We start from the raw sequence: 16,633 nt of genomic DNA on the forward strand, positions 1-16,633 counted from the left end.
GGTGCAAACCGCTACGCAGCTTTTCCGCCCTGCGCCCGGTCAGCTCGCAGCCACTGCTCCCGGCTTGGCGTAGCGCACCGGCGCTACCTGCGGGCACGCCGCAATGCCCGCGCGCCTTCCAGCACCAGCACGGCGATGGCCGACCAGATTGCGCCGTAGGTCAGCCATTGCGACGCAGCGATGCTTTCTCCGAGCAGCAGGGCCACCACCACCAGCAATACTGGCTCGACATAGCTGAGCAGGCCGAACAGGGTCAGGTTCAGGTGTTTGCCGGCGACAATCATCAGCGCCAGGGCCAAGGCGCTGAGCGCACCGAGGCCGGCGATCAGCACCAGCAGCCGCGGGCTGGCCGTCAGCAGCTGCAAGGTGTCGCGGTCGGAGACGGCGAACAATGCGGCGACGGGCAGGCTGATCACCAGGTCCAGCCAGAGACCGCCAAGATTGGCGGTGCCCATCCTGCGGCGCAGCGCGAAGTAGCACGGATAGCCGAGAGCGACCGCCAGTACCGGCCAGGACAGCGACGCGGCGCCCAGCATTTCGTTGCCGACTCCGATCGCGGCGAGCAGGCAGGCCAGGCCCTGCAGCCGGCTGATGGCCTCGCCGAACAGCAGCCGCCCGGTGAGCACCAGGGTCAGCGGTAGCAGGAAGTAGCCCAGCGAGACATCCAGCCCGTGACCGTTGATGGGCGCCCACATGAACAGCCACAGCTGCAGCCCGACCAGCGCGGAAGACAATGGCAGCGCCAGCCACAGCCGCGGCTCGGCGGGCAAGCGCGCAAGAATCTGCCGTACCTCGCCCCAGCGACCGATGGCGATCAGCAGCAGTGCCAGACAGGGTGCGGTCAGCAGGATCCGCCAGCCGTAGACCTGCTGGCCGTCCAGCGGCTCGAGCAGCGTGGTGTAGTAGTACAGCGTGGCGAACAGCGCCGAGGCGCCGAGCGAACTGGCCACGCCCGGCAGGCTGTTGTGGCTGTACATGGCTCGATCCAGATGAAAGGCCACCCCGAACTCAGGGCTCGACCTGGCTCCATTGCTTGTTCAGGCGCTTGTCGGATACCGGCACCTTCGTGCCCAGCTGCTGTGCCCAGAGCGAGACGCGATATTCCTCGAGCATCCAGCGATAGAGCGCCAGCTGCGGATCGCGCTTGCCTTCCTGCTGGTGCTTGTTCAGCCGCGCCTGGTATTGCTCCCAGTAGCCGCCCAGTTCGCCGGACCAGACCCGGTCGCGCTGCAACTGCGCGCCAATCTTGTCGAAGCGCTGCTCGACGGCCTTGAGGTAACGGGGGTACTCCTTCAGCCACTCGGCCGGCGTCTCACGGACGAAGCCCGGATAGACCAGATGGGCGAGCTGCGCCTTGATGTCGTTGAGCGCCACCGCCTGGGCCAGATCGATCTTGCCCTTGAAGCGCTTCTGCAGGCCGTGCCAGTGCTTGAGGATTTCCAGCGTCAGCCGCGCCAGGCGCTCGGCGTGGGCGGTCCAGTCGCCACGCTTGCGCTCGGCCAGTGACGCCAGCGCCGCACCGTCACGCGGCAGCGCGGCCTCGCCGTCGAGAATGCAGCTGTCCAGGCTGGCCAGCAGGATGTCCTCGACCAGCGCATCGACCTTGCCCATGTCACGGTAGAGCAGGCCGAGCTCGGTAAGACCCGGCAGCCTGTTGCGCAGGTACTTGGCTGGCTCCGCCAGCTGCTGCAGCAAGAGGCGCTGCAGGGCGCGACGGTGCTGCCACTCGGCCTCGGCCTGGATCGAGAAGCGCCCTTCCTTGACCACCCCAGCCTCTTCCACCAGCGCCGGATAGACCGTCATCGACAAGCCGGCCATCTTTGCCTGAGCCTTTTCCGCGACCTGGGCAAAACCCTTGGCCTCGACCGGCTTCTGCTCGGCCTTCTGCTGGGGCGGCGCCAGGGCCGCCTGGCTGGCCTCGGCGAAGCGTGCCGTGAGTTCAGCCAGGTCACGTCCTTCACCGAGAAACTTGCCGCGCGCATCGACCACCTCGATGTTCATCTTCAGGTGGTTCTCCAGCCCGGCGGCGGCCTCGGCCCATGCCTCATCCGGCACTCGGGCGCCGGTCATGCGGGTGAGTTCACGACCCAGCGCCTCGGATAGCGCCCCCTCGCCGAAGGTGATCTTGGCCAGCGCCGCGCCGACGAAGTCCGGCACCGGCACGAAGTTCTTGCGGATCGCCTTGGGCAGGCCGCGCACCAGTGCGACCGCCTTCGCCTCGATCAGCCCGGGCACGAGCCAATCGAGCCGTTCGCGCCGCAATTGCGGCAACAGCGGCGCCGGCACGCGCAGGGTTACGCCGTCGCGCGGGTGGTTGGGTTCGAAGTGGTATTCCAGCGGCAACTGCAGCTCGCCGATGCGCAGGTGGTCCGGATACTGCGCGGCGGTGACCTCGCTGGCCTCCCGGGCGAGCACGTCCTCCTCGCGCATGATCAGGAGGTGTGGGTTCTTCTGGCTCTCGCGCTTGTACCAGTTCTCGAAGCTGGCGGTCTGGTAGATGTCCGCTGGCAGGCGCGCATCGTAGTAACCGAACAGGGTTTCCTCGTCGGCGAGGATGTCGCGGCGCCGCACCTTGGCCTCCAGCTCGTCCATGCGCTCGAGCAGCTCGCGGTTGGCTGTCAACGCGCGGGCACGGCTGTTGATCTCGCCACGCACCAGGCCTTCGCGGATGAACAGCTCGCGCGCCGCCGGAGGGTCGATGGGCCCGTAGTGCACCGGGCGGCGGCCGACCACGATCAGCCCGTAGAGCGTCACCTGTTCGTAGGCCACCACCTGGCCGCGCTTCTTCTCCCAGTGCGGCTCGAAGTGGTTCTTCTTGACCAGGTGGCCGGCCAGCGGCTCGATCCACTCCGGTTCGATCTTGGCGACCATGCGCGCGAACAGCTTGGTGGTTTCCACGAGTTCCGCGGCCATCAGCCAGTTGGGCTTCTTGCGTCCGATGCTGCTTCCGGGATGCACCCAGAAGCGCCGCTGGCGCGCGCCGAGGAAGTCACCCTCCTCGGTCTTGTTGCCGATCTGGCTGAGCAGGCCGGCGAGGATGGCCTTGTGCACGGCGGCATAGCTCTTGGCCTTCTGCGCGGCCTCGCTGGCTTCGACCTGCTGGCGGACGATGGCGTTGACCTTGTTGTCCTTGGTCGGTGCGGGGGCCTCGGCCGATGGCGCTGCTGCGGTCTTTCCGCGGTCGAGAGCGCTGCCACGGGGTTCGCCCTTCTGGGGACGACCTTGGCCGCGACTGTCCGCCGGGGCACCGAGCTTGAGTTCGCGGGCGATCAGCGTCAGCTGGCGATGGGCATCGCGCCACTCGCGAAGACGCAGATAGTTGAGGAAGTTCTTCCGGCACCAGCTGCGCAATGGGTTGGAGCCCAGCTCCTGGCGCTTCTCCTCGAAACCGCGCCAGAGATTGATCAGCGCGGCGAAGTCCGAATCCGGGTCCTTCCACTGCGCATGAGCCTGGTCGGCTGCCTGCTGACGGTCGGCCGGGCGCTCGCGCACATCCTGCACCGACAGCGCGCTGGCGACGATCAGCACCTCGGCGAGGCTGCCCTGCTGTGCGGCCTCGAGCAGCATGCGGCCCAAGCGCGGGTCAATCGGCAGGCGCGCCAGCTGGCGACCCATTGGGGTCAGCTGGTTTTCGCGATTGACCGCCGAGAGTTCCTGCAACAGGTTGAAGCCGTCGCTGATGGCCTTGCCATCCGGCGGCTCGATAAAGGGGAAATCCTGGATGTCGCCCAGGCGCAGATGCAGCATCTGCAGGATCACCGCGGCGAGGTTGGTGCGCAGGATCTCCGGATCGGTGAATTCCGGCCGGCCGAGGAAGTCTTCCTCGCTGTAAAGCCGAATGCAGATACCCGGCTCGACCCGTCCGCAGCGCCCCTTGCGCTGGTTGGCGCTGGCCTGTGACACCGCCTCGATCGGCAGGCGCTGAACCTTGGCGCGGTAACTGTAGCGGCTGATGCGGGCGGTGCCGGAATCGATCACGTAGCGGATGCCCGGTACGGTCAGCGAAGTCTCGGCGACGTTGGTGGCCAGCACGATCTTGCGCCCCGGGCGCGGCTGGAAGATTTTCTGCTGCTCGGCCGGCGTCAGGCGCGCATACAGCGGCAGCACCTCGGTGAACTTCAGATTGGCCTTGCGCAACACCTCGGCGGCGTCGCGAATCTCGCGTTCGCCGGGCAGGAACACCAGCACGTCGCCGGGGCGCTGGCCAACGCTGCGCTCGTGAGCGGCAATCTCGTCCAGTGCAGCGAGGATGCCCTGGTCGACGGTGAGGTCGTCCTCGACGCGGTTGCCGTCCTCGTCGATCTCGGCAGCCAGCGGGCGATACCAGGTTTCCACCGGGTAGGTACGCCCGGACACCTCGACGATGGGTGCACCGTCGAAGTGCTCGGAAAAGCGCTCCAGGTCGATGGTCGCCGAGGTGATGATCACCTTCAGATCCGGCCGCCGCGGCAGCAGCGTCTTGAGGAAGCCCAGCAGGAAGTCGATATTCAGCGAACGCTCATGGGCCTCGTCGACGATGATCGTGTCGTACTTCTCCAGAAAGCGATCGTGCTGCGTCTCCGCCAGCAGGATGCCGTCGGTCATCAGCTTGATCAGCGTGCGCTCGGTACTCTGGTCCTCGAAGCGCACCTGATAGCCCACCAACTCGCCCAGCGGCGCGCCGAGCTCCTCGGCGACGCGGGTGGCGACGCTGCGCGCGGCCAGGCGCCGCGGTTGGGTATGGCCGATCAGCCCGTGTACGCCCCGGCCGATCTCCAGACAGATCTTCGGCAGCTGGGTGGTCTTCCCCGAGCCGGTCTCACCGGCGATCACCAGCACCTGATGCTTTTCCAGCGCGGCCTTGATCTCGTCGCGCTTGGCGGCGATCGGCAGGCTGTCGTCGTAGCGGATGCGCGGCACGCTTTGCCGGCGCGCCTCGACCTTGGCGGCGGACGCCTGGAAGCGCTCCAGCCACTGGGCGAGCCTGGCCTCGTCCGGTTGCTTTCTCAGCTCGTGCAGCTGACGACGCAGGCGGTGGCGATCCGCGAACAGGGCCTGGTCAAGGTTCTTCAGCAGGGTATCGATAGCGGGCGTTGCGTCGGTCATGGACAGCCGTGGGCAATTTCGTGAAGGGCGCGATTGTCGCAGATTTGCCGGGCCGACCGTAGGAAAAGGGGGACCGCGCCGGCGAACCGGCGCGGTATTCAGGCGATCAACGGATCCAGTGACCCCAGCGCGACTTCTCCTGCACCTGCTGGATGCGCATGGTGCCGATGCTCTGCTCGGCCGCTGCGGCGATCTCGTCATCGATCATCTTGGTCGACAGCGACAGCCAGCTGGTGGCGAAGGCCAGCGCATCGCCGTGCAACTCCAGCGCCTCAATCGAGATGTTGCCGAGGTCGTCGCACTCGTTGTGATAGCACGGATCGAACGACTGGCCGGCTGCGCCTCCGTAACGCTGCGCCTGCTCCTCGGTCTTGATGTCCTCGGCGCCGGTGAACAGCCCGCCGAAGGCAATGCCGTCCTCGAAGAACTGTGCGTAGTCGGAGCGGAAGTCGATCTCGGTGCCTTCCGACGGCGCGTTGCGCAGCTGGAAGTAGGTGCGCAGCAGGCGTTCGATGGCGGCCGAGCCGGGCGGGCCCTGCAGGCCGAAATCCGAGCCGTCGCCGTCATAGATGAAGTTGGCGTAGTTCGGCGAGCCGATCATGTCGACGTTCAGGTAGGCCTTGATGCGCTGCTTCTGTTCGTCCGGCAGCTGGTTGACGTAGTAGGTCGAGCCCACCAGCCCAGACTCCTCCGCGCCCCACCAGGCGAAGCGAACCTTGTTCTCCGGCCGCGCCTTGCTCATCAGCAGCGCCATCTCTAGCAGCGCCGCACTGCCGGAACCGTTGTCGTTGATGCCCGCGCCTTCGAACACCGAATCCAGATGCGCACCGACCATCACCACATTGCTCGGATCACCCCGCCGTGTTTCGGCCAGCAGGTTGTAGGTCTCGGTCTGTTCGCGCACCACATCGACGTTCATGCTCAGCTGCAGACCCGCGGTCTGCGACCAGGCCACGCCGTTGTCGTAGGTCGAGAACAGCACCGGAATGCCGCCCGCATAGTCCTCGCCCAGGGTGGCGACCAGCAGGCCCTTGCGGTCCTCGGTGTCGCCCTGGTTGAAGATGATGGCCCCGGCCGCACCGGCAGCCGCGGCATTCGTCGCCTTCTGCCCGAACGCACAGCTGCCGCGCTGCATCAGCGCGATGGCACCGGCCGGGAAGCCGGCGAAGTCCTCCGGTTCACAGCCGCTGGTAGAGGTGTTGCCGGCACCGAGCGCCAGGTCCACCGGCACCACCGGTGCGGTGACGTTACCCGGATCGGTCTGGTCGGCATAGGTGAAATCTTCCTCCCAGACGTACTGCACCGTCTGTGGCGCCACGGCGCTCAGCGTGCCGGGATTGGCCGGATAGAACGCGAGGAAGGGAAAGGTTTGCACCTCGACGCGATAGCCGGCGCGCTGCAGCCGGCTGCGCACATAGTCGAGGGAGGCCTGGTAGCCCGGCTGGCCGGAGGCGCGATTGCCTCCATTGAGCGTGGCGATATCCTGCAGCGCTTCCAGGTGCTTCATGACGTTGCTCGCCTGCATGCAGCGCGGCAGGCCGATCGGCGTGCCAACCAGCAAGGGCGATCGGCACAGCGCCGCATTCGGCTTGGCCGGCGTCCAGAAGTCGTTGAATTGAGCGGTATCGGCCTTCGGCGCGGCAAATGCGGCGCTGCTGACGATCAATGCGAGAGAAGCAACTACCCGAACAGCATTGTTTTTCTTGTGCATGGGTAACTCATCCTTGCAACGAGATTGATGGGCAGGCCGCATGGCTTGCGCCATCGTCCCCTACGGCAATCAGCGGACGCGGCCATAGGGAGCTAGACCGGACGGCCACCGTCTCGTTCTGGCGCAACCGCCCGCCGGTACTACCGCTGATCGGGATGAAGGAACTTCGCTGAAGATCCAAGGCGTTCGGCAACGAACGCCGCGCCTTGGCGGCAGGCATTGCGCCTGCCGCCTGGCTGGGTCAGATGCGGAACTGACCCACCAGCTTTTGCAGGCGCTCAGCCAGGCCGTTGAGCTCGCGGGAGGTCTGCGCGCCCTGAGCGGCGTCGCTGGCCACACCGTCCACCGCATCGGCGATGTGGTGCACGCTGCGGTTGATCTCCTCGGCCACTGCGGTCTGCTCCTCGGCGGCGGCGGCGATCTGTGCGTTCATCGAATTGATGGTGCCGATCAGCGCGGAGATCGCATCCAGCGACTCACCGGCGTGATTGGCATGCTCGCGCGTGCTCTCGCCTTTCTCGCCGGCACGCAGCATGGTGCCTACGGTGTGGGACGTGGCGTTGCGCAGCCGATCGATCATGCCCTGAATCTCGCCGGTACTCTGCTGGGTGCGGCTGGCCAGCGCGCGAACTTCGTCGGCGACCACGGCGAAGCCGCGCCCGGCCTCGCCTGCACGGGCCGCCTCGATGGCCGCATTGAGCGCTAGCAGGTTGGTCTGCTCGGCAATGGCGCGGATCACGTCGAGCACGCCGACGATGCCTTTCACGTCCTGCTGCAGACCTTCCAGGGACTCGCCGCTGCCGCGCAGCTCGCCCACCAGCTCGTGGATCTGGCGAATGCTCTGGTCCACCACCTGCTTGGCGGCAACCCCCTGCTGATCGGTCTCGCGCGCCGCCTCGGCCGCACGCTGGGCGCTCATCGCCACTTCGTGGGCGGCGGCGGACATCTCGTTGATCGCCGTGGCGACCTGATCGGTTTCGCTGCGCTGGTCGGCCATGGCCTGCTCCGAGCGCTGCGCCTGGCTGGCCACTGCACCGACCAGACCGGTCAGCTGGGTGGTGGTGCCGGCGACCTGCTGTACCAGCGAATGGATCTTCTCGACGAAACGATTGAACGAGGTGGCCAGCTCGCCCAGCTCGTCCTGACTGGTGATCGGCAGGCGCTGGGTCAGGTCGCCGTCACCCTGGGCCATGTCATCCAGGTTGCGCTTGATCAGCAGCAGCGGGCTGAGCAGGGCGTTGCTCATCAGTACGGCGAGGCCGGCCATCAGGATCAGCAGCAGCGCCGCTGCGACGAGCATGATCATGGTCAGGCCGTCGATACGCGCCTGAAACACAGCGCGGGCTTCGACCACGTCACGCTCGACGTCATCCAGGTTCAGCGAGGTACCGAACACCAGGTTCCACTTGGGCAGATGCTCCGCATAGCCCACCTTGGGTACCAGCGCATCGCTGCCCGGCACGGCGAAGCTGTAGTCGACGAAATGGCTGCCGTCCTGCCCGGCCTTGACGAGCTCGCGAATGGCGTAGACGCCGTTCGGGTCACGGTAATCCGCGAAGCTTTCGCCGATGCGCTCGCGCGTGGCCCCCTGGAACACTCGGCGTGACTGACCATCGTAGCCCCAGAAATAGCCTTCGCTGCCATAGCTCAGCCGCTCAAACACGGCGACCGCCTGGTCGCGCGCCTGCAGGTCGCCCTCGGCAGAGCGTTCGTAGATCGGCCCGATGGCGTTGCGCGCCAGCTCGACGTAGTGCTTGAGCTCGGCACGGCGGTCGCGAATCAGATTGGCGCGGGTCTGCGCTTCCTGCTGGTCGGCCAGATCCTGCAGCTGTAGCACCGAGACCCCGCTGAGTATCAGGGTCAGCAACAGAATCGGGCCAAGCGCAAGCAGGAGCAGCTTCGCCCGCAGACGTAAGGAGGACAGCATGACGGCAAACCCATATAAAAAGCACGGTTAAGTAGTGCCATTGTGCCACCGACTACATGCCTAGAAGAACGCGACTAAATGCCAATTCAAGGGAACGGCCGCTGCTGCCGACGAACGCCGTTCGCATAAACGAAAAAAACCCCGCCGAGGCGGGGTTTCTTGTAGGCGCTGCGCGCTTACTTCTTGTGGCCCAGCTTGCGCAGCTCCTCGTCGCGCAGCTCGCGACGCAGGATCTTGCCGACGTTGGTGGTCGGCAGGCTTTCGCGGAACTCCACATAGCGCGGCCGCTTGTAGCCGGTCAGGTTGTCGTGCATGTGCTGCATGACCTGCTCCTTGGTCAGGCTCTCGCCCGGCTTGACCACCACGAACAGCTTGATCGCCTCACCGGACTTCTCGTCCGGCACGCCGATGGCGGCGCACTGCAACACGCCCGGCAGGCTGGCCAGCACATCTTCCAGCTCGTTGGGATACACGTTGAAGCCGGACACCAGGATCATGTCCTTCTTGCGGTCGACGATGCGGATGTAGCCGTCTTCCTGAATCACGCCGATATCACCGGTCTTGAAGAAGCCTTCGGCATCCATCACCTCGGCGGTGGCTTCCGGCCGTTGCCAGTAACCCTTCATCACCTGCGGGCCCTTGATGCACAGCTCGCCGATCTCGCCTTGCGCCAGATCCTGGCCATCGTCATTGATGACCTTGAACTGCGTCGAAGGAACCGGAATGCCGATGGTGCCGATCTGGATGTGCTCGATCGGATTGACCGAGGCCACCGGGCTGGTTTCGGTCAGGCCGTAGCCTTCGCAGATGGGGCAACCCGTCACCTGCTTCCAGCGCTCGGCCGTGGCCAGCTGCAGCGCCATGCCGCCCGACAGGGTGACCTTGAGCGCGGAGAAATCCAGCTTGCGGAAGTCTTCGCTGTTGCACAGCGCCACGAACAGCGTGTTGAGGCCGACGAAGCCGCTGAAGCGATACTTCGACAGGTCCTTGATCATCGCCGGCAGGTCGCGCGGATTGGAGATCAGGATGTTGTGGTTGCCGCTGAGCATCATCGCCATGCAGTGAAAGGTGAAGGCGTAGATGTGGTAGAGCGGCAACGGCGCGATCAGCACTTCGCTGCCGTCATTGAGGTTCGAACCCATCAGCGCCTTGCACTGCAACATGTTGGCGACGAGGTTGCGGTGCGTGAGCATGGCGCCCTTGGCCACCCCGGTGGTGCCGCCGGTGTACTGCAGCACGGCCACGTCTTCGCTCATGGGCGACGCTTCGCGCACCGCCTTGCCGCGGCCCAGCGCCAGGGCATCGTTGAGCTTCACCGCTTTCGGCAAGCTGTAGGCCGGCACCATCTTCTTCACGTGCTTGACCACCGCGTTGATCAGCATGCGCTTGAGCGGCGGCAGCATGTCGGCGACTTCGGTGATGACGACGTGCTTGATGCCGGTCTTGGGCAGCACTTCCTCGGCCAGGTGCGCCATGTTGGCCAGGCAGACCAGCGCCTTGGCGCCGGCGTCGTTGAACTGGTGTTCCATCTCCCGCGCGGTGTACAGCGGGTTGGTGTTGACCACGATGAGCCCGGCGCGCATGGCGCCGAACACCACGATGGGATACTGGATGAGGTTGGGCAGCTGCACCGCGATGCGGTCGCCAGGCTGGAGATCGGTGTTCTGCTGCAGGTAGGCGGCGAAATCGCCGGACAGCTTGTACAGCTCACCGTAGGTCAGGGTCTTGCCGAGATTGCTGAACGCCGGCTTGTCCGCGAAGCGCTCGCACGACTGTTTGAGCACAGCCTGGATGTTCTGGTACTCGTCGGGATTGATCTCGCTGGCGACCCCAACAGGATACTTATCCTTCCAGAAGTTATCGGTCATGAACCCCACTCCTAAGCAACCGCTTTATCACTGCGCGATGGCAGCTGTTTTGTTGTGATTTGTTAACTTTTGTACCGCTGATCGGGCAAAAAGCGTTCCCGAGGTTAGCAGCTTTGCCGGGGAGCGAATAGGGTCCGCGAAGGAGGCTTTCGACATAAAGTGACCGGAACAAATATCCCGGTCACTTCATTCCTTGTCTGCGACAGGCGCCCTGCTCGCGCCATCAGGCGCTTTCGCGCAGCTCCCGGCGCAGGATCTTGCCTACCGGTGTCATGGGCAATGCATCGCGGAACACGTAATGGCGCGGCATCTTGTATCCGGTGAAATTCTCCCGGCAGTAGGCGTGCAGTTCGTCCTGGGTCAACGTCGGGTCGCTCGGCACGACGAACAACTTGACCGCCTCGCCGGATTTCTCGTCCGCCACGCCGATGGCGGCGCAGGCTGCTACCTTGGGATGAGCCATCACCACGTCCTCGATCTCGTTGGGATAGACATTGAAGCCCGAGACGATGATCAGGTCCTTCTTGCGGTCGACGATGCTGACGAAACCGTCCTGGTCGATCACGGCGATGTCACCGGTTCGCAGCCAGCCCTCTTCGTCGAGCACTTCCGCCGTCGCCTCGGGGCGCTGCCAGTAGCCCTTCATCACCTGCGGTCCCTTCACGCACAACTCGCCGCGCTCGCCCAGCGGCAGGGCATTGCCCTCGTCGTCGATGACTTTCAGTGTGGTGCCGGGCACCGGCAGGCCGACGGTACCCAGCCGCGAATGCTCGCCGTGAGGATTGGCGCAGACCACCGGCGACGTCTCGGTCAGGCCGTAGCCCTCGACGACGGTGCAGCCGGTCATGTTCTTCCAGCGCTCGGCCACCGCCGAAACCAGCGCGGTGCCGCCCGAATTGGTGCCCTTGAGGCGGGAGAAATCGACCTTCTTGAACTGCGGATGGGCCATCAGCGCGACGAACAAGGTGTTGAGGCCGAGGAAGGCGGAGAACTGCCAGCGCTGCAGCTCCTTGACGAAGCCATTGATATCTCGCGGGTTGGTGATCAGCACGTTGTGGTTGCCGGTGACCATCATGCACATGCAATTAACCGTGAAGGCATAGATGTGATACAGCGGCAGTGGCGCGATCATCACTTCCTGGCCTTCGCGGATAACCGGGTGACCCTGGGCGTCGAGCTGCTGCATGTTGGCCCGCACCTGCTGCATGTTGGCCACCAGGTTGCCGTGGGTCAGCATGGCGCCCTTGGCCACCCCCGTGGTGCCGCCGGTGTACTGCAGCACAGCGATGTCATCCAGGCTGAGCGGCGTCGGCTTCAGGCTGTGGCGCGCGCCGTCGCGCAGCAGGTTCTTGAAGGCGACGGCCTGCGGCAGGCTGTAGTCGGGCACCATTTTCTTCAGATGCTTGACCGCCGCATTGACCAGCGCCCCGCGCAACGTCGGCAGCATGTCGCCGATCTGCACCTCGATCAGGTGCTCGATGACGGTGTCGGCCAGCACCTCCTGCACGTGGTTGCCGAACGTATTGAGGTACACCAGCGCCCGCGCGCCGGAATCCTGAAACTGGTGGCGCATCTCCCGCGCGGTATACAACGGGTTGGTGTTGACCACGATGAGCCCCGCACGCAGCGCGCCGAACACCGCGACCGGGTACTGCAGCAGGTTGGGCATCTGGATGGCGATGCGATCACCGGGCTGCAGATCGGTGTGGTGCTGCAGCCAGGCGGCGAACGCGGCGGAGTAACGTTCCAGATCGGAATAGCTGAGGGTCACGCCCATGTTGCTGAACGCCGGGCGGTCGGCGTGCGCCTTGCAGGCGCGCTCGAACACCTCCACGACCGAGCGATAGGCAGCGAGATCGATGTCGTTGGGCACGCCGGCAGGGCGTTTGTCATTCCAGAATTCAGGCTGCATTGTTATTGGCCTCTTTACCTGAGAGTGTCTGGCCCACGCACAGCGGGCTCTGGCGAACTTAGCAGGTCGGTGTCGCGGCGCAACAGCCCGAGCCGCATTAATCACCGCTGTGAATCTTTCATCACGGCATCACGCGGTCCGGCGCCGGGACAAGCGCAGCCCATGCCTCTAGAATGCAGCCCCAGCGCGCGGCACCGGCCAGTTCGGATCGCGCGAGCCGCTTCGATCCATCGGGCGCAGCATCCGGTGCGCCGACCAGCCTGAGGACAATCCATGAGCACGATCAGCAACACGCCTTACGCCGACCTGGAGGTCGGTCAGCAGGCGAGCTACGAAAAACACGTCGAGGAAAAGGACATCCAGCTGTTCGCCGCGATGTCCGGTGATCGCAACCCGGTGCACCTGGATGCCGAGTTCGCTGCCGGTACCCTGTTCAAGGAGCGCATCGCCCATGGCATGTTCAGCGGCGCGCTGATCAGCGCCGCGGTCGCCTGCACCATGCCTGGCCCAGGCACCATCTACCTGGGCCAGACCATGAAGTTCACCCGTCCGGTGAAGATCAACGACACGCTGACCGTGCGCCTGGAAATTCTCGAGAAGCTGCCAAAGAACCGCGTGCGCATCGCCACCCGGGTGTTCAACCAGAACGACGAACTGGTGGTCGACGGCGAAGCCGAAGTGCTCGCCCCGCGCAAGCAGGAAACCGTCGAACTGAAGGAGCTGCCGCCGATTTCCATCGGCTGAGCATTTCCAGGTTCGCCACCGGTTGGCGACGGCAAATGAAGAGGGCGCCCGAGCGGCGCCCTCTTCATTTCTACCACGCCTGTCGGCAGGGAACCGGCCCCAGACGGGGGACAGGCACAAGGCTATTACGGCCGTTGGCTACGCCCCGTGCACTTCCCGCCGGAAGGATGCCGATCCGATCACGCGCGTCGACCATCCAGCGAGCAGTACAAAAAGAACAACAACGGGACCCTCACCCATGCTCATTCGCTCGATCGCTCACTGGCGCCTGGCGGCGCTGCTCCTCGGCGGCTTGCCGCTGGCCGTGCCATCCGCTTCGGCTGTTCCGCTCGACCCTGGCGCGGACGAGGCCCTGCTCTACTACCAACGCGCCGACGGCGACTACAACGGCTGGGGCCCGCACCTGTGGAACACCGCCGACTGCAGCGGCAGTGCGACCGAAACCAGCTGGACGCAACCGCTCGCGGCGGCGGAGACCGACCCGGAGCATGGCGCGCTCTACCGCATCCCACTTAGCGCCGACGCCAGCTGCCTGAACCTGATCATGCACAAGGGCGACGAGAAGGATCTGGGCGGTACCGACCTGGTCTGGCGCTTCGACGAACTCGGCCGTCGCGTCTTCACGGTCAGCGGCAACCCGCAATTGTCCAGCACGCCAATAAGCGGCAGCGCCGTGGCGATCAAGGGCGCCCGTGCGCACTGGCTCGATCCGTTCACGCTTGCGCTGGTGGGCGGCGCACCGGGCGCCAGCCGCGTCGAGCTGCGCTATGCCCACGATGCCAGCATTCGCATCGACAGCGAGGCGCGTACCGTCAGCGGCGGGCAGGCGCTGGCGATGCAAACGGCCAGCCTGCGCAACGGCCTCAAGCGCCAGCACCCGCATCTGGCCGATGCCCCGGCGTACCGGATCAAGGCCAGCGCACATGCCCTGCGTCGCGCCGTGATGAGCCAACTGGTGGTGGTCGCCTATGACGCGGACGACCGGGTTATCGATGCCACCGAAGTGCAGACCGCCGGCATCCTCGACATGCTGTTCGCCTACAACGGCGAGCTGGGTGCAACGCTCGATGGCAGAGGTGTGTCCTTCAAGCTCTGGGCACCGACCGCACAGCGGGTTCGCCTGCATGTGTTCGATGCGTCCAAACGGCTGCTACCGGGATACCCCAAGCCTATGCGGGAGCGGCTCGGCGTCTGGAGCCTGGAAGGTCCGCGTTCGCTGGATCGGCAGTACTACCAGTACGAAGTCACCGCCTACCGCCCCAGCACCGGCAGGATCGAGACGACGCTGGTCAGCGACCCCTACGCCCTGAGCCTGTCACGCAACAGCCAGTACGCCCAGGTGGTCGACCTGAATGCCGATGATCTCAAGCCCGCCGGCTGGGATGCGGTGCGTCCGCCACGCCCGGAGCGCCCTGAAGCGAGCGTGATCTACGAAACCCACCTGCGCGATTTCAGCGCCAGCGACGCCAGCCTGCCGGCCGCGCTACGCGGCACCTACGCCGCGTTTACCCGACCTGAGAGCAACGGCATGCGGCACCTGCGCGACCTGCAGAAGGCCGGGCTCACCCACGTCCAGCTGCTGCCGGTGTTCGACATCGCGACCATCGACGAAGACCCCGCGCGGCGAATCAACCTCGACGATCCCTTCGCCAAGCTCTGCGACCTCTCGGACCAGGCGCGCCAGCGCTGGGCGCAATACTGCAGCGCGGCAAGCATCCGCCAGGTGCTGCAGGGCTTCGACCCGGCCAGCGGCCAGGCGCAGTCACTGTACAACGACCTGCGCGGGCTGGATGACTTCAACTGGGGCTACGACCCCTTCCACTTCACGGCGCCCGAGGGCAGCTACGCCAGCGATGCCGAAGGCGTGCAGCGCATCATCGAGTTCCGCCAGATGGTGCAGGCCTTGGCCGGCAACGGCCTGGCCACGGTGATGGACGTGGTCTACAACCACACCAACGCCTCCGGCCTGGCTGACAAATCGGTTCTGGACAAGGTCGTGCCCGGTTACTACCACCGCCGCAACCCCACCACCGGCGCGGTCGAAACCTCGACCTGCTGCGAGAACACCGCCAGCGAGCACCGCATGATGGCCAAGCTGATGATCGACTCGCTGAAGGTCTGGGCCCGCGACTATAAGATCGCCGGTTTTCGCTTCGATCTCATGGGTCACCACATGCGCGAGCAGATCGTCGATGCGTATCGCGCGGTCCGCCGCATCGATCGCGAGACCTATTTCTACGGTGAAGGCTGGGAATTCGGCGAGGTCGCCGGCAATGCGCGCGGCATCAATGCCAACCAGCTGAACATGGCTGGTACCGGTGTCGGTACTTTCAACGATCGGCAGCGGGATGCGGTACGTGGCGGCAGCCCCTTCGATGGTGGCGACAGCATCCGCCGCAACCAGGGCTTCGCCAACGGGCTCTACCTGAGACCCAACGAGCTGAGCGGCGCCGGGGCTCAGGAAAAAGCGCAGCTGCTGCACGCCGCCGATCTGATCCGCGTCGGCATCGCCGGCGGGCTGCGTGATTTCCAGTTCGTCACTGCCGACGGCAGCACACGCAAGGGCAGCGAGATCGACTACAACGGCCAGCCCGCCGGCTATACGCTGGACCCGCAGGAAACGATCAATTACGTCTCCAAGCACGATAACCAGACGCTGTGGGACAACAACCAGTACAAGTTCGCCAGCAGCCTGTCGGTTGCCGACCGGGTCCGCCTGCACCTGGTGGCGCTGTCGGTGCCGCTGTTCAGCCAGGGCGTGCCGTTCATCCATCTCGGCTCGGACATCCTGCGTTCAAAGTCCATGCAGCGCGACAGCTACGACTCGGGGGATTGGTTCAACGCGGTGGATTTCGGCTACCAGGACAACAACTGGAACAAGGGCTTGCCGCGTGCCGACAAGGACGGCGACAACTGGCCGCTGATTCGCAGGATCATCGTCGACCCACAGGCCGAACCGGGCGCTGCCGACATCGTCACCGCAAAGCGGCGCTTTCTGGAGCTGCTGAAAATTCGCAGCGACAGTGCGCTATTCCAGCTCGACAGCGCCCGCGAGGTGCAACGGCGTCTGCGGTTTCACAACACCGGTCCCGAACAGAAGCCTGGCGTGATCGCTTTCAGCCTGGCCGATGGCCCGCGTGACGGCCGCGACCTGGACCGCCGCTACAGCTCGCTGATGGTGGTAATCAATGCTTCGGACAAGCGGGTTCGCCTGCCGGGCGCGGACGGCTACGCGTTGCATCCACTACTGAAGAACTCCGTCGACCCGATCATCCGCCAGGCCGAGGTAGCCGGTGGGAAGTTCGAGATACCGGCGTTCACCACAGTCGTGTTCAGCCAACCTCAGACCCGTCGATAAATCGTGGGCAAAAAAAGGCGACCATAGG

General features: G+C 65.2%; 8 protein-coding genes. 2 read left to right on the forward strand and 6 right to left on the reverse strand.

The window, feature by feature from the left end:
• Positions 1 to 83: 83 nt before the first annotated feature.
• The 6 genes from rarD to fadD2 form a co-directional block, all read right to left on the reverse strand.
• Positions 84 to 977 carry an EamA family transporter RarD gene (gene rarD, locus PSTAB_RS14870; protein WP_013983576.1) on the reverse strand — a complete coding sequence of 298 codons (894 nt, stop codon included), beginning with the start codon at positions 975 to 977 and terminating at the stop codon, positions 84 to 86.
• A gap of 31 nt (positions 978 to 1,008) precedes the next feature.
• The gene (hrpA, locus tag PSTAB_RS14875; RefSeq protein ID WP_013983577.1) at positions 1,009 to 5,085 is read right to left on the reverse strand and encodes an ATP-dependent RNA helicase HrpA; all 4,077 of its coding nucleotides are present in this window, start codon (positions 5,083 to 5,085) and stop codon (positions 1,009 to 1,011) included.
• A gap of 106 nt (positions 5,086 to 5,191) precedes the next feature.
• Positions 5,192 to 6,796 carry a M28 family metallopeptidase gene (locus PSTAB_RS14880; protein WP_013983578.1) on the reverse strand — a complete coding sequence of 535 codons (1,605 nt, stop codon included), beginning with the start codon at positions 6,794 to 6,796 and terminating at the stop codon, positions 5,192 to 5,194.
• A gap of 241 nt (positions 6,797 to 7,037) precedes the next feature.
• Complete coding sequence (locus PSTAB_RS14885) at positions 7,038 to 8,723, reverse strand: methyl-accepting chemotaxis protein (RefSeq protein ID WP_013983579.1); 1,686 nt, start codon at positions 8,721 to 8,723, stop codon at positions 7,038 to 7,040.
• A gap of 176 nt (positions 8,724 to 8,899) precedes the next feature.
• Positions 8,900 to 10,591, reverse strand: a complete 1,692-nt coding sequence (gene fadD1, locus PSTAB_RS14890; protein ID WP_013983580.1) for a long-chain-fatty-acid--CoA ligase FadD1 — start codon at positions 10,589 to 10,591, stop codon at positions 8,900 to 8,902.
• A 223-nt stretch (positions 10,592 to 10,814) separates the two neighbouring features.
• Positions 10,815 to 12,503: a long-chain-fatty-acid--CoA ligase FadD2 gene (fadD2, locus tag PSTAB_RS14895; protein ID WP_013983581.1), complete on the reverse strand. Its 1,689-nt coding sequence runs from the start codon at positions 12,501 to 12,503 to the stop codon at positions 10,815 to 10,817.
• Positions 12,504 to 12,776: 273 nt separating this feature from the next.
• On the opposite strand from fadD2, the gene PSTAB_RS14900 reads away from it, so the two are divergent.
• On the forward strand, positions 12,777 to 13,247 hold the full coding sequence (locus tag PSTAB_RS14900) for a MaoC family dehydratase (RefSeq protein WP_011914063.1): 471 nt from the start codon (positions 12,777 to 12,779) through the stop codon (positions 13,245 to 13,247).
• A 238-nt stretch (positions 13,248 to 13,485) separates the two neighbouring features.
• The gene (gene pulA / locus PSTAB_RS14905) at positions 13,486 to 16,605 is read left to right on the forward strand and encodes a pullulanase-type alpha-1,6-glucosidase (RefSeq protein ID WP_013983583.1); all 3,120 of its coding nucleotides are present in this window, start codon (positions 13,486 to 13,488) and stop codon (positions 16,603 to 16,605) included.
• The last annotated feature ends 28 nt before the right edge of the window (positions 16,606 to 16,633 follow it).

Origin of the sequence: Stutzerimonas stutzeri, assembly GCF_000219605.1 — a bacterium.
Taxonomy (GTDB): Bacteria; Pseudomonadota; Gammaproteobacteria; order Pseudomonadales; family Pseudomonadaceae; genus Stutzerimonas; species Stutzerimonas stutzeri.

Excerpts from the sequence above, each read along its gene's own strand:
- fadD2 (WP_013983581.1), bottom strand. The coding sequence starts at position 12,503 with ATGCAGCCTGAATTCTGGAATGACAAACGCCCTGCCGGCGTGCCCAAC.
- fadD1 (WP_013983580.1), bottom strand. The coding sequence starts at position 10,591 with ATGACCGATAACTTCTGGAAGGATAAGTATCCTGTTGGGGTCGCCAGC.
- PSTAB_RS14900 (WP_011914063.1), top strand. The coding sequence starts at position 12,777 with ATGAGCACGATCAGCAACACGCCTTACGCCGACCTGGAGGTCGGTCAG.
- hrpA (WP_013983577.1), bottom strand. The coding sequence starts at position 5,085 with ATGACCGACGCAACGCCCGCTATCGATACCCTGCTGAAGAACCTTGAC.
- PSTAB_RS14880 (WP_013983578.1), bottom strand. The coding sequence starts at position 6,796 with ATGCACAAGAAAAACAATGCTGTTCGGGTAGTTGCTTCTCTCGCATTG.
- pulA (WP_013983583.1), top strand. The coding sequence starts at position 13,486 with ATGCTCATTCGCTCGATCGCTCACTGGCGCCTGGCGGCGCTGCTCCTC.
- PSTAB_RS14885 (WP_013983579.1), bottom strand. The coding sequence starts at position 8,723 with ATGCTGTCCTCCTTACGTCTGCGGGCGAAGCTGCTCCTGCTTGCGCTT.
- rarD (WP_013983576.1), bottom strand. The coding sequence starts at position 977 with ATGTACAGCCACAACAGCCTGCCGGGCGTGGCCAGTTCGCTCGGCGCC.